The sequence below is a fragment of the Pseudoalteromonas amylolytica genome (genome assembly GCF_001854605.1).
Taxonomy (GTDB): domain Bacteria; phylum Pseudomonadota; class Gammaproteobacteria; order Enterobacterales; family Alteromonadaceae; genus Pseudoalteromonas; species Pseudoalteromonas amylolytica.
This window is the reverse complement of the sequence record NZ_MKJU01000025.1, coordinates 484,761-499,793: the sequence shown is the minus strand read 5'-3', so window position 1 is coordinate 499,793 and position 15,033 is coordinate 484,761. Positions and strand designations below refer to the sequence as shown.

Annotated in this window: 14 protein-coding genes; all 14 read right to left on the bottom strand. The window is 46.0% G+C overall.

All coding sequences use genetic code 11. The features are described from left to right. Positions 1-5: 5 nt before the first annotated feature. Positions 6-488, bottom strand: a complete 483-nt coding sequence (locus BET10_RS08795; protein ID WP_070985039.1) for a hypothetical protein — start codon at positions 486-488, stop codon at positions 6-8. An 88-nt stretch (positions 489-576) separates the two neighbouring features. Next, positions 577-1,368 (bottom strand): DUF4376 domain-containing protein, encoded by a 792-nt coding sequence (locus BET10_RS08790; protein WP_070985037.1) that lies wholly within the window; start codon positions 1,366-1,368, stop codon positions 577-579. 10 nt (positions 1,369-1,378) lie between these two features. Beyond that, complete coding sequence (locus tag BET10_RS08785; protein ID WP_070985035.1) at positions 1,379-4,795, bottom strand: hypothetical protein; 3,417 nt, start codon at positions 4,793-4,795, stop codon at positions 1,379-1,381. Positions 4,796-5,090: 295 nt separating this feature from the next. Further along, entirely contained in the window at positions 5,091-8,423 is a 3,333-nt protein-coding gene (locus tag BET10_RS08780) for a hypothetical protein (RefSeq protein WP_070985032.1), read from the bottom strand. A gap of 9 nt (positions 8,424-8,432) precedes the next feature. After that, positions 8,433-8,981: a phage tail-collar fiber domain-containing protein gene (locus tag BET10_RS08775; protein WP_070985030.1), complete on the bottom strand. Its 549-nt coding sequence runs from the start codon at positions 8,979-8,981 to the stop codon at positions 8,433-8,435. A gap of 97 nt (positions 8,982-9,078) precedes the next feature. Beyond that, the gene (locus BET10_RS08770) at positions 9,079-10,014 is read right to left on the bottom strand and encodes a phage tail protein (protein ID WP_070985028.1); all 936 of its coding nucleotides are present in this window, start codon (positions 10,012-10,014) and stop codon (positions 9,079-9,081) included. Between the two features lie 7 nt (positions 10,015-10,021). Further along, positions 10,022-10,858, bottom strand: a complete 837-nt coding sequence (locus BET10_RS08765; RefSeq protein WP_070985026.1) for a baseplate assembly protein — start codon at positions 10,856-10,858, stop codon at positions 10,022-10,024. Between the two features lie 43 nt (positions 10,859-10,901). Continuing rightward, positions 10,902-11,393: a hypothetical protein gene (locus tag BET10_RS08760; RefSeq protein ID WP_070985024.1), complete on the bottom strand. Its 492-nt coding sequence runs from the start codon at positions 11,391-11,393 to the stop codon at positions 10,902-10,904. Continuing rightward, on the bottom strand, positions 11,390-11,797 hold the full coding sequence (locus tag BET10_RS08755) for a hypothetical protein (protein ID WP_070985022.1): 408 nt from the start codon (positions 11,795-11,797) through the stop codon (positions 11,390-11,392). The genes BET10_RS08760 and BET10_RS08755 overlap by 4 nt, the downstream gene beginning before the upstream one ends. Then, positions 11,794-12,225, bottom strand: coding sequence for a hyaluronate lyase N-terminal domain-containing protein (locus BET10_RS08750; RefSeq protein ID WP_070985021.1), 432 nt, complete (start codon positions 12,223-12,225; stop codon positions 11,794-11,796). The genes BET10_RS08755 and BET10_RS08750 overlap by 4 nt, the downstream gene beginning before the upstream one ends. Then, on the bottom strand, positions 12,225-12,890 hold the full coding sequence (locus BET10_RS08745; RefSeq protein WP_070985019.1) for a hyaluronate lyase N-terminal domain-containing protein: 666 nt from the start codon (positions 12,888-12,890) through the stop codon (positions 12,225-12,227). The genes BET10_RS08750 and BET10_RS08745 overlap by 1 nt, the downstream gene beginning before the upstream one ends. Further along, positions 12,890-13,435 carry a phage tail protein gene (locus BET10_RS08740; protein WP_083330479.1) on the bottom strand — a complete coding sequence of 182 codons (546 nt, stop codon included), beginning with the start codon at positions 13,433-13,435 and terminating at the stop codon, positions 12,890-12,892. The genes BET10_RS08745 and BET10_RS08740 overlap by 1 nt, the downstream gene beginning before the upstream one ends. Then, positions 13,386-14,057, bottom strand: a complete 672-nt coding sequence (locus BET10_RS08735) for a phage tail protein I (protein WP_070985014.1) — start codon at positions 14,055-14,057, stop codon at positions 13,386-13,388. Before BET10_RS08735 ends, BET10_RS08740 begins: the two co-directional genes overlap by 50 nt. Next, entirely contained in the window at positions 14,054-14,959 is a 906-nt protein-coding gene (locus BET10_RS08730; protein ID WP_070985012.1) for a baseplate assembly protein, read from the bottom strand. Before BET10_RS08730 ends, BET10_RS08735 begins: the two co-directional genes overlap by 4 nt. Positions 14,960-15,033 lie beyond the last annotated feature (74 nt).

Here is a 15,033-nt window from a genome sequence, read left to right as displayed (position 1 = left end):
CTCCCTTAGAAGCTTATTACAAATTCAAAAGACTCGCGCACCCCTTGGTCTCGATAGATCGCAGGGCGGTGCTCTAACAGCAGCAGAGTGCCTTTTTGTTCAATGTCTTCTGGCTGAAAATATAATTGCCCTGAGGGAGTGCTTGCTTTAGGCTTAGTGCCTACCATCAAACCCAGTTCACGGATGGATTTTGATAGGCCATCGTTAAAGTCATAATTAAACTGGCAATATAAGTGTGGGGTTGGGCCCGCCACAATTTTGTAACGGCCATTGGGTACTTGTATTTCACCCTGTTCATCCGCGTCACAGTAAAGCACGCGTGTGGCTTTACGATAACCAAGAATTGAGGTGAGTTCAGTACTGGAACTTGGCTCAGACGGCAGCTGTGTATCCCACTCAATTGCGCCTTGTCCCCAGGCTAAATAAATAGATTTTTGCTTGATAGCATTGGCCAGTTCTATGCGCCCAGCGCGGGTTAATATAGCCACCCTATACTCCTATAAATGTTATAAATCAGTCGGTAACAAACACAAAAAAACCCGCCGAAGCGGGTTTGTCATCGTGGTTTTATATGCGTTATTCGCCAATCCACAGCGCTGTTTGTTGCTCTGATGCAAGTTTGCATGCACTAAATAGCTGCGCTTTGCTAACTTGGACAACCTCGTTGTTTGCCAACACCCATGATGTGCTGTCTTCATCTGCCATCACCAATAGCATGCGTGCCATACGCTGTTGACTCAGCTCATCGGCATCAAATACTAGGCCGTCAACCTCAACCGTTTGCTCTGCAAGTAATGCGCTGCGTGAGTTTTTAAAACGCGCTCGCTGTACCTTAGCAATTTGTTCTGCTGAGTGTGCTTCTGTTGCTGGGTAAAAGCGCGTTACACAGGCTTCATCATCATACTCGGTGCGAGCAGGTGCTTGCTCTGTGCTCAGCGCTAAGTCTACTTCCACATACTCTTTTCGGTAGCACGCACGACGACGAGACATATCTATTTGTGGCGCCTCTGGCAGCTCTGGCACGTCCATCACCTCGCCTTCGCTACCCTCATCTAGACTGGCATTGTGTGCTAGTGCTTGTTGACGCTTTTCTTGCGCCTCAACCACATCCAGCTCCCATTGCTGATAAGCCGCTGTATAAGCTGCTTGTTCCTGCTCGATGGCTAGTTGCAACGCCTGTTCGACCTGCTCCTCGGGATGACGAAGAGCAATTTTAGTCAGTACATCTTCATAGCTCACTTGTGGCAGTTCGAAAGTTGCCTCAACCTCAAAAGCAGCGTCGCTTGATGATACTTGCTGCTCTGTTTGTTGATTTTCAGACACAGTTGCCTCGACCGCTGTTGCAGTCAGATCGTTTGTTTGTTCCATTAAATTGTCCTTAGTGGCTGGCGATACCCAGCGGAAGTTGTGTGTGATGGCAAAACACTTTAACCGTGTTGCCGTTTAAATCTGTTTTGATGTTTTCACCGTCGATAATTGGGATGGTTTGGTCGTCACCCCAGTCAAAGCTATCGGTGAAAAACTTAAATGAATACTCCGTATTGGTTTGATATTTAAAACCAACTTCGTCAATTGACCAATCTGCATCATTGAAAGGTACAGCGGTTGCAGTGCTGTGTATTCGTTTTAGTAACTTACCTTTGAGTGGGCCATCAATCACACGATAAACACCATATTCTGTTTTCGGTTCTGTTGAGCTTTCAGACATGTCTACGACTTGCTGTTTATGATATTTCAATTCAACACCGTTAAACTGCAAGTACAGCAGACCATCTTTTTCAACAAGGGTGCTTAAGGTTTTAATTGCACTGGATGGCTCTTCTTGACTGTCTAGACTAAGCGGCACATGCCTTGGCTCATCACCAGCTCTGTTGGTCCAAGTAAGTTTGCTTGACGGATAGTGTTTGCCTATTTTGGTCACTACAAGCTCTTCTTGAAAGTGTGGACTATCCGCCCTTGTACCAACGGTGTTATTCAAGCTATGTTGTAGGCGATTACCATAGTCGATACGATGGGCTTGTGTTGCATAAACATTACCTACATCACCTATCACGGGCTTTAAGCTTTGCGCCTGCGTGTTATTGGCAAATACTTGATAGCTAAGTAATGCGACAATATCAGGGTTCCAACTGCCTGAACTGGTATTTTTAACACTGTCAAAGCCAACATTTGAGTTAGTCCAGCTTGCCCCTAAGTCACGCGTATAAGTGGCATTTAATGTACTGCCTACCATTTTGCGGTTGAGCGGGTATCCATATGAGTCATCAGGTAACTTTGGTAACCACTTGCCCACGACTCCGTCTGGGAAGGTTGCCGCAATACGTTCGGGATGACCGACTATGTCTACCCATGGGAGTGAGTCGAACTGTGCGGGCTTACGCCTCAACACACCTATATGCAGGACATCACCTACTGAAAATAGCGCATTAAACTGTGAGACTTTATTCTCTGTGGAGTAGATGTAACACGTTGTTTGACTACCACCTGAGTAAGGCCAATGTACGTAGCTTATTTTAGGATTTGGCAAATGAGGAATATACAACGCAGCCCCACTTTGGTTGTAAACATAATATCCAATATTAGTTTTATCTGATAAATACTCATTGATTGGTGAACTGCCCGCATCAATTGCAAATTCTATAGAGCCACCAGCATTGGCGGCATTGTATGATGCACGGGCTGCGAGCGTTACCCCATATTTATGTTCAAAATAGGTGAATGGAACACTCTCTTTTCCTCTGAACGTACCCGCCACCGCTTTACTAAGCGCCTCTTCTCGTAGTTGATTTATATCCAACTTATTGGCATTTAAGCGTAAGTCTTCCACTTGACCTGCGTATATAGCGTCATAAAAAACATATTGATCTACTCGTCCACTGTGGCTTGATCCAGTAGCAATATTTGCCCAGCCACAATTTGGTCCAATATTGCCGCCACCGTTATTTGCGGTCACATCAAAACAGTCAAATGTTGAGCTGATTTCAGTTAAAGCGTTATGTGTCTCAAACCAATGGTAATAATATCCACCTGAAATTCGACGCTTGCCCGTCCCCATCGGGTTGTAAGTTGGATGATAAGCGCCTTGGTTTAAACGTTGTACCAACGCTATTGGCACAGCAAAACATTTACCTAGTGCGATCCCTCTTTCACGCCAAAACGTTTCGCCCGCGCCTACCGAGTCTAGCCCATAGATAGGGTCATTAGTTCTAAACGACGTGTTCATATTAGACTCATTACGGTATTCAGAAAATGTATCTGATTTTGCACCTCGGGCAACAACATGCTCACCAGCAGAGGCCTCATACCCAAATAAATTGCCGGGCTTATTTTGCGCTTGGCACGATGACCATTGGTCGCCTAGCCCTTCTACTACTCGGATCCTATATCTCACCTGACAATAGGCCTTAGTCTCTGGGTCGTAGTAAATATTGTGCTCAGGATTTTTTAAAAACTTTAAACGGTTGGCCGCTGACAATGTGGACCATTTAACGCCAAACCCTTTGGTATTTTGGTCCCACTGGCCAAACGCTGAGTAGCCTTGTGCAACAAGGTTATTTAACAGCGGGACATCTTGATAGGTACTTGCGCCAAACTGTACGTTGCCAAGGGGGTACACCACATCTTTGTCTGAGATTTTTTCATGCCATGACTCAAGAAACACCAAGTCTTTGCGAGAGGTGATGACCTGCTCAGTTACCTTGCTCACTGATACGTGCGAGTAGCTCGCAAAGCCGTTATCACCTGCATATAAAACAATATAATAGTTGCCGCCCTCAGAACCCGTTGTAAACTCCACATCAAAACGACCCGAGTCGCCAGTGGCATGTTCAACAAAGTTTATCTTTTCAGAGCCTGTACTATTTTGGATAAAGTTAATACCTGACACACCGCCGCTACGTTGATACTGTGCTAAATAATAAGTTGCTCTATACGTAGTATTTGGCTCTAAAACAAAGTCTTGTTTTGCATAGTTAACTTTGTCTTCACCACCGGTGCCATCATCAATAACCGTTAGTTTGCCATTAGCAATGCTAGCCGTGCCACGAGAGGGGCTAGAAAGCATATGCCAAGGTTTATTCTCCTGTGCTGTTACGGGTAAATCGTAAGCGACACTAAATGCGGCTTGTTTGATTACACCACCAAAAGCCTCTGCTGCACTGGCATGCTGCGTTACTTGACCCGTGGCTGAGTCATAGGTTTTAGTGCCATCAGGAGCTGGTGGGAATCGTATATCACACCAGTTGGTGTTTCTCGCAACGTAATCTAAGCGTAACTCTACACCATCGACTACTGCGATGGGGTACTTGGTTGTGGACTCTCCTTGCCCCGTAGAGCTAGAGTTAATACCCATGTGTAACACCCCATTGGTTTGTTCCCACATTCCCTGGTTTACCACTCGATGTGCCCCCGCACTTGCCCAGTGTTGGCCCCACTCTACAAACCCACTCCCTGCAAACTGTTGTTTGCGTAATTTACGCAGCGCATCAAATTGCGCTTTGCTCATCACCTCTGGGTGTGGATTAATTTTTTGTGCTTCACCTATCAAGCTTGGCAGTGTATCCACCTGATAGCTCTGCCCGTTAAAGTCTTTTAAGGTGACTTTACCGGTTTTGGTTTGCCAGTCATTGATGGCTTGGTGATTACTTTTAATGAGTTCATGGGTTTGATTAATGTCGACCTTGACCTGATCAATTTCATTGATACTGTCGGTGACATCTGATGCCAGTTTTAAACTGGCATCAGTTTGCTCAGCGGCAGCTTGCTGCAACTGAGCGATTTGTGCTTCGATTGTCATTTTCCTTTCCTTTACATAAGCTTATGAGTATTAACTCAAAGCTCATGTATCCAACGAGTAAGTTAGAAGGCTGAGTGTGGCTTCCAACAGACCACGTTCAGCCATTGAACTAAAGCACGAGCGTGCTTTAGTGTGGCTTGCAAACAAAGTATGTTTAACTTTGCCCACAATAACGACACTTTAACCAGAATTAGCCAAGAATATCGGTCAAGTTTGACCTGTAGACAGATAGACTGACCCATCGTCATTTAAAGTGCTGTTGTTACGCGTTGATTGAAAAGAAAAAGCCACCTAATTAGTGGCTAGCAATCCCCAGTGGTAACAGGGTGTGATGGCAAAATACCTTCACTGTGTTGCCGTTGAGATCAGTTTTAACATTCTCGTTGTCTATGATCGGAATACTCTGGTCATCACCCCAATTTGTGGTGGTGACTTTGCGATAATACACTAACCCCGTCGCGACCGAGACCATATTGCCATGCTGGTCAGCCACTAAATCACCAGCTTGTAGGTAACTGTCATAACTTGAAGACCCGAAGTTTCGTACCTTTTGATACACGCCTTGCATATGGCTTGTCGCTATCTTGATGTAAGCTTTGTCATCAACAAGGTTCACTTTATCGCTGCCTAAAACTAACGTGGGCTCGATGTTATCCAATTGCAGTTGAGCACCGTGAAGCTGCATATACAGTAATCCTCTGTAATTGGTGATGGTTGGCAGTACTTTACAGGCATACGCGCCTTTTTCACCGCCAAGCGCTGGTGGCACGAGATGCTGTGGAAATTCATCCTTTATCAACTTGTCATCAAGCAAGTTTTTAGCGTTGAGCGGAACATAGGTATTGCTGGTATAGGCCACTGTTGTGGCAATACTGGCTGTTAATGACTGCTGTAATCGAGCGCCAAAATTACTACGTGCATCATTACCAAGCCAAACATCCCCTACTGTTCCTAACACCGGTGAATTAACAGCTGGCGTAGTAAAGCCTGCATCAGCACAATAATAAATAAGTTGAACGCGCGCGGCCTCTGCAGGAGACACATAAGCATTCTTCGTACTGTTAATCGCTAAACTGCCCGAGTTCCAACTGCTACCATCATCCAGTGACATTGCCCACGTTAGGGGTTGGCTGGCTTTTCGATTAAGCTTGAAGTCTTGGCTACCACCATTTGGTAACTGTGGGATCCACTGACCAATCACACCATCAGGGAAAGTCGATGCAATACGCTCAGGGTAGCCGATAATATCTACCCAAGGGAGAGAGTCGAATTCTGCACTTGGCATCTCTAATTGTGTATCATACGACCATATCATAGTCAGCAGTGTGCCATTGGGCACATCTTGCTCTGTACGAATATATAACAAGTCATCTGGCGAATACTTGTTAATAATTGGCAATAGCTGCTGAGTATCATGACGGTAAATATATCCAGCGCCGCAGTGGTAAGAACCCGTTAGCGCAGATGCTACTGGTGCAGGGCTTGGCCTTTTTCCGAATTTTGCGATTAAGTTCTCAGTATTCAGATGTGCCGAGCCATTTTCGCCTAGCCAGTAGCCTGTGTTGTTAAAGAAGCCGCCTGATTTAACAAAAGTATACGTTCGAGTAAAGGGCAGCTTTTCTTTTCCGCGTAATGTCCCTGCAACCGCTTTACGCATCGCTTCGTCACGCAGCTGATTAATATCCAACTTATTGGCGTTTAAGCGTAAGTCTTCAACTTGGCCAGCATAGATAGCGTCGTAGAACTTGTACTGATCTCTACGTCCTGAATTAGCATCACTACCCGCGATAGAACCAAACTTTTTCCAACTACCGTGGGCAGGCGCACCAGCCATGTGGTTCGGATTTCCATAATCCAACGTGAAACACTCTAAAGGAGACGTAGGCTCTATATTTGCAAACTTGGGGTTATACCAACGCGTTATACCCCAGCCATCTGGACGCGTAAAATTACCACAACCCATAGGATTGTAAGCTGGATGATAAGCCCCCTGATTTAAGCGTTGCACTAGCGCAATTGGCGTAGCAAAACACAGGCCTTCATGGCCTGAGTTCACATCTTTCACATTCTGCGCTGCAACCGCGCCATAAAGTCCAACATCCTGATGCTCCATCGGATAACGTGCAGTAGAGAACGTACCATTAGCGAACAGCGGATAACCCATTCGCCAATCGCTCGCTGTTTCAACTCTCATTCCTTGAGGTCTAATGTGCTCTCTTGGCGAAAAATCTAAGTAGCCAGACCCTTGCGTCGCCGTAGGTCCGTACCAATTATCGCCATGCCCTTCAATGACACGAATACGATACCGCACCTGAATATAGGCTTTGGCTTCTGGGTCGTAGTAAATATTATGCTCAGGATTTTTTAAAAACTTAATGCGATTAGCATCAGAGAGTGTTGACCATTTAACCCCATAGCCTTTGGTACTGCTATCCCATTGGCCGAACGCCGAATAACCTTGAGCAACAAGCGTATTGGCAAGAGTAATGCCCTCGTAGGCGCTAGCGCCATACTGTACATTGCCCAGCGGATACACCACATCCTTATCGGCAATTTTTTCATGCCATGACTCTAAAAACACCAAGTCTTTGCGTGAGGTGATCACCTGCTCTGTGGCTGGTTTTATAGATATTGAACGCAGATCTGCATACTTTCCATCAGATGCTAGCTCAAAGCGACAAGGGTAAAAGTAAACAGAATCGTAGATAAACTTAACTCTATTATGCGTGTTGGCTCTTAGTTTATGCTTTACCCCACTAATATAAATTGCCGCATCTGGATGCGTTATGTCACCAGTAACAACTTCAACAATATACTCTTTACCTTCTTCCATCGTATGAGTAATACCTAACTGGTTGTTTGCTTGACCATTTCCGATACATCGACAAATTGAGTTGCTTACTTCTATGTGCATACCATTAGCAGTGCTATAGCCTTCCGCACCATTTCTAAAGTCACCATTCGTTACTACCCCTTCGAATGCTTCCGCTGCGCTTGCATGTTGGGTGACTTTACCCGTTGATGAGTCATAGGTTTTAGTGCCATCGGGTGCGGGTGGAAACTTGGTACTTGCAATGCCATATGGATAATCAACCGATTGTAACTCATGTGATACTCCATCCACCACAACTTTAGGGAACGGGGTTGACGATTTATCTTGCCCTACCCAGCCACTCGCTTTCCCTGAACGGCCTAGGTTAAGTTGGTTTTCATATGCCCACATACCATCATTGATGGCGTTTGCAGCGGCATCGCCAAACCCCCATTCCACAAACCCTGAGCCTGCATATTGCTGCTTACGTATTTCACGCAGCGCATCAAACTGAGCCTTAGTCATCACCTGTGGGTGTGGGTTTATTTTTTGCGACTCATTAATAAGGCTTGGGAGTGTATCTACTTGATAACTTTGCCCGTTTAAGTCTTTGAGGGTAACTTTACCGGTTTTGGTTTGCCAATCATTAATGGCCTGATGATTGCCTTTAATCAACGCATGCGTTGCCGCCATATCCTGGGCGACCGTGTCGATTTCAGTTAAGCCTGCACTAATATCTTGGGTAAGTTTAGAGTATTCGGCGGTTTGTTCAGCCACCAGCTTATTAATATCGGCAATTTGTGCTTCTAGAGTCATATTTATTCCTTACAGGCCAGCTTTTCGAAGGCGTAAATTGAGCAGCATGTTTTGATGTGCTTGTTGAATGAGGTTTTTACTTTGTAGGGTTTGTGCGTAGGTCATGGTGAGTAACTCTTGGGTTAAAAACACATTGGCGTTATTAATTCCCACCGAGCAGGTCACATTTTGGCTAGGCAGTGCCGACACATTGAGCGTAAATACTTCAAGCCACGCCGCATCGGCGGCCTTAAAGTTCAACTGCTCGTCGGGCACGCTGTAAACCGCCACTAAGGTGGTATCTGACCAAATACCCACTTCTTTGACCGGATATTCACTCGGGCCATCAAACAGTGCACTAAAGCGCAGTTGGGTATTATTTAAAATCTCTGCGCCGCCAATAAGCACTCTTTGTTGCTCGTTGCGCAGCGCAGTTTGGGTGGCACTGGGGGTGTAGCTTTGGTCACCCGCTGATACATGGGTAATTGCCATGCTAATGCCCTGTTGCGAGGCGCTGAGTAATTTACTCAGACCTTGCTCAGTCCACACTACAGGGGTAAATGTGGTTGGGTTGCTCATAGTTTATTCCAAAAAAGATTGGCAACTTATTAGTTGCAAGATGACAAAGGTAAGAAAACGTCAGCTAACCTAGGTGCAGATGGGTTATCTGACGAAATTAACTGGATGACGTGGCATTGAGGTTTAAGCGACCGATGTTCAAGCGACCCGTACTTGCACCAGAAAAACCAAGCGATGACACATTCAACTCGCGTACGTGATTAATCTGTACACTACAAAGTTGCTGAGATTGCCACTTTGCATTTTGCCAACGGTCATGCCAAGGACCGAGCCATACTCGCTGCGCAAGCGTGCGCTGATAGGCGTGAATACGACCGTGCACCACAACACTCGGCAACTCAGAAGGTTCGCTGGTGGTTAAGCAGTAACGACCACTTTCAAGCTTGTCGAGATGCTCACTGATTTGACTACGTGTACGTTGATGGCCAAACTCCAACTGTTCGGGGCTGGCATCTACCGTAACCTGCTGGGTACGACCAAAACTGGCCTTAACCAGTTGGTTTTCCTTATGAGTAAAGACCACACCAGAATAATCACTGAGAATATGACCAAAGCCGCACCTTGGCCCAGACAATGTCTGGTTGCGAATATCATAGTCATGATAAACACGCGTCAACTGGCTGCGAGCAGGGGAAGACAACTGTGCCAGCTTGACGACTTTAGCCAAGCGTTCGTCACCGGGGATGTCACCACTGTCTATTTGATAGGTGTAATAATGTAGCCCCGCTGGTGTGTTTTCTATTTGCGCGTTATTGAGTTCCAGCCAACCAAGCGCGGTGGTTAAGCTTTTCGGTGTACCACGAATACGTTGCCATGCGATACCATCTTTGAGGGTCTGCCTTAGGTCTTGGCTGTAAGGCAAAATGCTTTCAAGGCCATACTCCCACACTAACCACATGAGCTGCGCATCATGCGGATGCGCCTTGTTGCTGGTCAGCTGTGCAATGGCTTCATGGTACTCATCGGCCGAGAACTGACTTTGTAAGCCTTTAAGTTGCAGTGGGCTATGATTGGGGGGTAACAGTTGTTGCATCACTACCTCATGAGCGTAATGTGAGCGTGATATTTCCCGGCACAGCACACTGGGCATGGCTCATTTTTTGTAAACCAGAAGGGCTTTGAATATCAACATGTCGCACCCCTTTTTTGTGCAACTGAGCCGCCACCCAGCTGGGTGCTAAATCCCATTGCAGATGGGCCTGCTGTTGCCACGCTTCACGCAGTGCACTTTCTAATTCATCAAACACCGACTGCGACGTATCATCTTGTAGATAAATATCTGCGGTGATGTCTATTTCGACCAAGTGCGCAAGATTGACCTCTAGTTTGTCGGTGAGCATTTTTACCCCATCATCCGTAACGGCTGTGGTGACTTTTTCGAGTGTCGCTTCAGCGTTACTCGGCGCTTTTGCCAGCACAGTGATGATCACCTCACCGTTACCTGGGCTAAACACCGACACATCGCTAATATCACTCGGTGCCGCATTAATCGCATGATTGCGATAGTGCTCAGCACTGCCTGCGGTGCTAGAGGCTATGGTGTTGTTACGAATGCGCGTGCGGTAATCATCATCTAGCTCGCCTGCAATGCGCTCAACGCCGTAAAAAGCGCCGAGGTGTTCAAGATCAGCGCTTTTTGCAAACGCCAACAAATTGGATTGCGCCGCTTCATTTATTCGCTGACGCAGCAGTAATTCTTGATAGCTCTCTACCTGCAACCAGACATTTAGAGGGTCACTTTCAAGCTCAAGCGCCTGAGAAAATTCAGGCGCAAGAGAGATAAAGCGCGCCTTACGCGCTTGGTAAATATCTTCAAAAGAGAGTGATTCAATGATGTTGGGTTCAGGGAGTTTGCTTAAATCGATATGAGTGGTCATCGATTAGACTCCTAAGGGTTATCGAGTATTGAAATACCTGCGCTTAGCTGGTTTGCTCGGGCATGTATGCATCAAACTCTAAAGCAGAGAAAGCAAGCCTAAATGGCGCACCAATGCGCTCTAGGCCCGCATTTAAACGCGATGGTGTGATTAAGTAGTTACCGCTGAGTTCAAAGCAGCCTTGCATGGTAAACACACCGTCCACAATCTCTGCCACAAAACGAATATCATCAATAGGTTGCTCGGCATTGATCACTCGCTCCACCATCACCATAAGCTGAGTGTCTGCTAATTCACTGACGTTTGCTCTGAGTATGAAACGCTCTCCTTTTGGTAGCCACCATATGTTACCGACGAGCGCAGCTTGCCCACACTCTACTGTTACATTGCTTAAAGTGACCACAAGATTTTTTGGCTGAGGGTTATACAAGGTTTTTTCGAAAATATTTCCTGCTTCATTGACATTCAACTGATAACACGACGGTGCAGGCTCTGATATCCTCTGTCCCTCTATCGTTTCATATATATAAGTCATTCTGTTCTCCATGCTTCCCACCTGAATTGCTCTGTGTCGCGGGAGCTGACCTCTGATTTTTTAAACCCTTTAACCCGAATTGATTTGTAAAAGTGCAAAGGGAGGATTGCGTCAAAATCATCGTCTTTCAAATACCTAGCTTCTCCCCTATTTTGTTCAAATGTCGCCAGAAGGCTTTTATCATCAACTATGATTTCGGTAATATGTATCCAGCCCTTCCAACCGAATTTGGTTATCACCCCCTGTGTATCTAGATACTCGAACAGCACAACTTCGCTCTCTCCAACTTCTATTTGAGACTGCGCCAACGTAGAGGAGATGCTATTGTTCGAATTTATACCATAGTTTGCTGTCAACAACTCAACAGGGCGCGGATTAGAGGCTTCTTTGTCTGTCAATATCATAAAATTTCCCACTCTGAATTAACGTAGATTGCGGTGCGGTTAATAATTAACGAGGTGTGATATTCCGTACCCGTTTCACCGTCTTTGCGTAGACTTTTTCCAGCTGGCGCAATAATCTTTGCTTTATTATTGGCATTTAAATTAGCGCTGGTTAACACATTGAACTGAATCTGAGAGCCTTCGGGTACGTTGTCTGGCAGATGCAACTTACAACCCGCATTAAACATGTATTTGCCACCGATGGCCGCTTGTGTGTCAGTGCTGATAACCTTATAACGACCCATAGAGAGTGGTTGCCCACCAAGCGTTTGCCCATCACCAATAAACAACTGCTCGGTTTCTGGCGACCAACCCGGTTCACCGTTGGCGAGAACGGTTTGTAACCGTTCTGCCTCCGGACCGCGTCTAAATTGAATCTTACGACCCATTAAAACGTTCCTCCGTCAATGTCGCCGCCTTCAACCGCTAGACCTAGTGAATTAACCCAATCTTTTACCCATGCCGTGTTGGCAATATGGGTGCTGTCGTCTGATAACGCACGAGTGGGTGCTTTTGGATTACCTGTAAAATTAGGTGAGGTAAATAGCTGCGCTTTTGATTCATTGGTAACGTTACTTAAGCCCACATCGCTTTTGTTAATTGTTACCGCGCCTGTTTTACCGTTAACAGACAGCACGTTATCGGTTGGCGTTCTTAACAAAATCCAGTTCGATAGTACATTGGCAGGTGTAGCTTTAAGCACGTAAGACTTGCTTTCATCGGTACGAATAGCCAAGTCACCCGGCTGTGCGGTTAGCGCTAACATAGCTGCTTGGTTTGCCACTTCAAATGGTTGGCCAATTGCTAGGCTTGGCAATACGCCTTCAGGAATTTTACCGCTACCATCAAGGGTTAATACTTGATTCGCACCTGTACCTGCATCTTTATAAATGGCACTACCAAGGGTGCCAAAAATATCAATACCGCCTGGCGTTTGACCATCACCTACAAACAGCTTTTTGCTATCTGTTAACCAAATCGGTTCTCCACTGGCTGGGGTTACATTGGTTCTGTTGGCTGCTGGGCCGCGTCTAAATTGTAATTTGTTTGCCATTATAAAGTGCCTCCATCTAGGCTAGTTGTATTAGGATAAGAATCTGAAAAAGCACCACCATCAAGCGACAGTAGGCCCATAAATTTGTTGATCTCGTTACTCACGTGTTCTTGCGTGGCATACACCATAGAGGGGTCAACTTTTAAATTTACTGCACTGGCTTGCACCACATCGATCACCGCTTTAATACCGAGTTCTGCGCTAGCATTGTCGGCAATATTGGGTTTGTACGTTTCTGGGTATTTAACAATGGCAAACGCCACATCATCTTCGGTATAAAAAGCAGCTTCTCTTACATAAAAGCCACCTTCGGTTGAGGGGACTACCCCTACAATTTCTAGCATTGAAGGGCTTTCATCTAGAGTTTTTGAGCTGTTGATAAGCCCTCTAAAACGTTCACTGGAAAGCCCTTGTGCATCGGGCAGAATTAGGCCATCGCCCACAGCAAATTTGGTTAAATTGATTTTTTGGCCCGTGCCAATTGCGTTGGCAACTTTAGCTCGACCAGCTGGGGTCAGCATGGTCCAGTATTGAGGCTGAGACATAACTACTCCGAGGATATACTTTGATTTGGTAAAATGATTGGTTAGCAAGCGCAACACACAATGATGACTCACTGGTTATTTCGCTGGCGTAGTATGGATACACTGTAGCGGTGATGCCTGATGTGGCAGCGCTGGCAAAGCCCAACTCTGTCTCACCGAGCAAGCTCACCGATAAGTCAAACTGAACACTTTTACGCTTAGTTTGTACAATCGTGGTATAGATTTGCTCTATAACCTTGTTGTCTATCCCTTTATCTGTGACCGATACGTCAATAGAAAACGTGCCTGGTTCGGCCTGCGGCTGCTTTTCAAACCATTCATATATCTTGGTTTGAAAACCGAATGGCTGTAACCCTTTTGTTATCGCAAAGCGTGTGCCTAAATACTTGTGCTGCTCGTAGCTTTGCGAAATGACTTGACGCTTAGTGTTATCGCTCCACTGCTCATCCCACTGCTCGACACCTTGGCTCCAAGCAAGCCAAGGTAATAATGGCTCTGGGCAAGTTTCAGGGCTCCACAACGTTGCAACCACATCAGCCCCAGTGTTGACAGGCGCAAACAGTGCGTTAGATACAGATTGAATATCCGACTGAAGTGCACTGCCGTTGTGCAGCTCGCTCATGACGACCCCCCGAAACTGATCTCATCAATTCCATTTTGACACCAAGCCACTTCATCGTCTGCTACGAGAATATTGTCTTGTGGTGAAATCAGCTCTACCTCTTCGACTCCGGCTTGGTGTAACACCGCAAATAGCGCAGAACGCTTAATATGTTGACCCAAGCCACTGCGTTCAGCGAGATACTGTTTTGTTTTATCAATCACTTGCTGTTTTACTTGCGCATGTCCTGGGCCTAACTCCAGCTTGACATGGGCTTGTAAGTTAAACGCCTTGACGTTAGCGGGCACAATTTCTACTCTATCGCCAATAGGGCGTATTTTTTGTGCTTCGAGTATTTCAGACACTGAGCTTTGGTCGCCCGATTTTAAACCAAAGGTGTACTCAAGCTTATTGATCAACTCAACCGAAGGCTGACCACTGGGTGACTCATTACTCAAAATAGTCAGAATAATATGACAGGGTGAAGGGCTAGTAACATGGACGTCCTTCACTCTAGGGTCAGCTGTGAGCGTGTGATAAATATAGCTTTTTTCAGTACCTGCGGTATTGAGGCTATGAAACGCTAACTGTACCCGCTCACGTAACCGCTGATCGCTTTCACCCGCTAAGCGAGCAACCTGATAACGGCTCGCAATGTGGTCCAAATCACTACCCGTGGCGCTACTAAGCATGGTGGATTTAGCTGCATCATTAACGCGCGCGCGCAGTAACATGGCCTGATAGGCATAACTATTGAGTAACTGAGTCAACGGCTCAGATTCGAGGCCTAATACCTGCTCAAGCTCGGGGTTACGCGCAATTAAATCTTGTTTTAGCGTGCTCAACAGCTGCTCATAATCTACTTTTTCCAGCACATCAGGTGGTGGTAATTTAGATAAATCAATAAGTTGGGATTTTGACATAAGCCTTCTTAGATAACGGATATAATAGAGAACAAAAACGAGGCGCGTGAAGATGGGCGCGATAAGCCTTTCGG

Bases quoted from the DNA above. Each gene is read 5' to 3' on its own strand.
- BET10_RS08790 (WP_070985037.1), bottom strand. From the start codon at position 1,368: ATGGAACAAACAAACGATCTGACTGCAACAGCGGTCGAGGCAACTGTG.
- BET10_RS08785 (WP_070985035.1), bottom strand. From the start codon at position 4,795: ATGACAATCGAAGCACAAATCGCTCAGTTGCAGCAAGCTGCCGCTGAG.
- BET10_RS08780 (WP_070985032.1), bottom strand. From the start codon at position 8,423: ATGACTCTAGAAGCACAAATTGCCGATATTAATAAGCTGGTGGCTGAA.
- BET10_RS08775 (WP_070985030.1), bottom strand. From the start codon at position 8,981: ATGAGCAACCCAACCACATTTACCCCTGTAGTGTGGACTGAGCAAGGT.
- BET10_RS08770 (WP_070985028.1), bottom strand. From the start codon at position 10,014: ATGCAACAACTGTTACCCCCCAATCATAGCCCACTGCAACTTAAAGGC.
- BET10_RS08765 (WP_070985026.1), bottom strand. From the start codon at position 10,858: ATGACCACTCATATCGATTTAAGCAAACTCCCTGAACCCAACATCATT.
- BET10_RS08760 (WP_070985024.1), bottom strand. From the start codon at position 11,393: ATGACTTATATATATGAAACGATAGAGGGACAGAGGATATCAGAGCCT.
- BET10_RS08755 (WP_070985022.1), bottom strand. From the start codon at position 11,797: ATGATATTGACAGACAAAGAAGCCTCTAATCCGCGCCCTGTTGAGTTG.
- BET10_RS08750 (WP_070985021.1), bottom strand. From the start codon at position 12,225: ATGGGTCGTAAGATTCAATTTAGACGCGGTCCGGAGGCAGAACGGTTA.
- BET10_RS08745 (WP_070985019.1), bottom strand. From the start codon at position 12,890: ATGGCAAACAAATTACAATTTAGACGCGGCCCAGCAGCCAACAGAACC.
- BET10_RS08740 (WP_083330479.1), bottom strand. From the start codon at position 13,435: ATGTCTCAGCCTCAATACTGGACCATGCTGACCCCAGCTGGTCGAGCT.
- BET10_RS08735 (WP_070985014.1), bottom strand. From the start codon at position 14,057: ATGAGCGAGCTGCACAACGGCAGTGCACTTCAGTCGGATATTCAATCT.
- BET10_RS08730 (WP_070985012.1), bottom strand. From the start codon at position 14,959: ATGTCAAAATCCCAACTTATTGATTTATCTAAATTACCACCACCTGAT.